Here is a 1918-nt window from a genome sequence, read left to right as displayed (position 1 = left end):
GGGAAAGGGCAGGGGACGGCGGCTCGGCCGATCGGTCGTCGGAACGGGCTCTCCCCGCCGTGGCGGGCATCCGGCGTTCCAGCCGGCCGGTGGCCGCGAGGGCTCCGGCGACGGCGCCCAGCCGGGCCATGTGGCCGCGCAGCACCTCGGCCGCCTCGGTGAGGCGGGCCGGGAGCGGCTGGTCGAGCGGGATCGCCGCCAGGTGGGTGGCGGTGTCGTCGGGTCGCAGCGCCTCGGTCAGGCAGGCCGCCAGCAGGGCCTCCTTGTCCGCGAAGACGCGGAAGATCGTGCCTTCCCCGATGCCCGCCGCGCGGGCGATCTTCGCGGTGGTGACCGAGGTGCCGTACTCGATGACGAGGGGGAGGGCCGCGGTGACGATCATAGCGCGGCGCTGGTCGGGGTCCATGACCGGGGCCCGGCGTCGGGGCGGGGTCGGTGAGGTCTCTGGCATGCGATCCACAGTACGGAGTGAGTACTCACTCCTCAAGGGTTGACTGACGGCGGCCTCCCGCCGACCGGGGCGGTATGGGCGGATCAGGCCCGCAAGTCGCGGATCAGGCCCGGGCCGGGCACCACCTTTCGGCCCCCTGTTTCCGTTCAGGTCGTGTTGAGCATTCCCGAAACCCGTGGCCAGGCTAGGCTCGTCCCACATGAACGGCGTTCCCGAGCCGCTGAACTAGCCGCTGAAAGGGTCCTCATGCGACGGCGTCTGTCGATCACCCTGGCCGGCCTTGGGTTGTTCACCGCGTTGTTCGCCGCCGCGGCCTCGGTGATGGCCTCGGCGGTGGCACCGGCAGCTCCGAGCGTCACGAGGGTCGTCGCGGAGCCGGTCGCGTTCACGACCTGGAACGAGAAGCAGCCACCGGCGGCCGTCACCTACAACCGGCATCTCGTGCCGGTCGGCGCCGGGGCGGTCGTACTGGCGGCCGGCGGGCCTCGTACCGTGGTGGGCCTGGTGGTTCAGGGCCTGCTGCCCGACCGCAGGTACGGGGCGCATGTTCATCAGAAGGCGTGTGGCGCGACGGGTACGGCGGCCGGGCCGCATTACCAGAACATCCCGGACCCGGTACAACCCTCTGTCGATCCGGCGTACGCCAATCCACACAACGAGGTCTGGCTGGATTTCAGCACGGATGCCGGCGGCAACGGCCAGGCGTTCGCCATCGTCGACTGGAACTTCCGGGCCGGCGGTGCCAGTGCGGTCGTGCTCCATGAGCACGGGACGAGTGGCATGCCCGGCGAAGCCGGATCTGCCGGTCCGCGGGCGGCCTGCATTACCGTTCCGTTCTCCTAAATCTTTCCTAAATCCGATCGCTTCGCTGGTTCGTGCCGAAGCCGAAGCCGAAGGCGCCGGTCGCCGGGCTCTCCCGCCTCCCGGTGGACTCGTGGCCCCTTATGGACGCCGTCGGCGGCGGTCGCGCAGCGGGTTTGCCGTAGTCAGAGTCTCCGGTGCGTGGTGGATGGGCACCAGGACGCCGGACGGTGGCGTGACGCGACGATGCGGCGGGCTTCAGCAGAGTGGCCGTGCGGCGGGTTCAGCAGGGCGGCGGTGCGGTCGTCGTCGCCCCGAGTGGGGCGGCCGTCGGGCAGCTTGTCGCCGTGGCCGAGGTGCCCGGGCTCGGCGACGAGGTCGGCACGACCGTCGGGGATGCGCCCGTCGGCTGCGATGGCCGGCTCGTAGGCGTGGCGCTCGGCTGCGCGCTCGCCGCGGTGAGTACCGGTGTCGGAGCGCCCGGGTCCGTCGGTGTCATCGGCTGTTCGTCGCCGACCGGGGCCGGGCCGGGCTGGGTGCCCGGCGTCCACAGTGGAGCACCGGCTGGCGGCTGGTTCGCGGGGTCGCTGGGGACCGCCCGGCCGAACGGCGGGGCGGGGGCGGCCGGTTGCACCTGAGGATCGGAGCCGCCGGCACCGATGAGCA

The 1918-nt window shown here is 72.2% G+C and carries 3 protein-coding genes; 2 read left to right on the top strand and 1 reads right to left on the bottom strand.

The window, feature by feature from the left end; all coding sequences use genetic code 11:
* On the bottom strand, nt 1-451 hold a 451-nt coding region (locus tag ACY5KJ_RS18350), incomplete at its 3' end, for a TetR/AcrR family transcriptional regulator (protein WP_462203942.1).
* A gap of 246 nt (nt 452-697) precedes the next feature.
* On the opposite strand from ACY5KJ_RS18350, the gene ACY5KJ_RS18345 reads away from it, so the two are divergent.
* Both ACY5KJ_RS18345 and ACY5KJ_RS18340 read left to right on the top strand, forming a co-directional pair.
* Nucleotides 698-1294 (top strand): superoxide dismutase family protein, encoded by a 597-nt coding sequence (locus tag ACY5KJ_RS18345; protein ID WP_462188585.1) that lies wholly within the window; start codon nt 698-700, stop codon nt 1292-1294.
* Nucleotides 1295-1524: 230 nt separating this feature from the next.
* On the top strand, nt 1525-1890 hold the full coding sequence (locus ACY5KJ_RS18340) for a hypothetical protein (protein WP_462203941.1): 366 nt from the start codon (nt 1525-1527) through the stop codon (nt 1888-1890).
* Nucleotides 1891-1918: the final 28 nt, after the last annotated feature.

This window comes from Frankia sp. CcWB3, from assembly GCF_977927595.1.
Note: the sequence above shows the minus strand (reverse complement) of the source record. Positions and strands in the feature narration are given on the sequence as shown.

Coding starts and splice junctions, on each gene's coding strand:
- ACY5KJ_RS18345 (WP_462188585.1), top strand. CDS start 698: ATGCGACGGCGTCTGTCGATCACCCTGGCCGGCCTTGGGTTGTTCACC.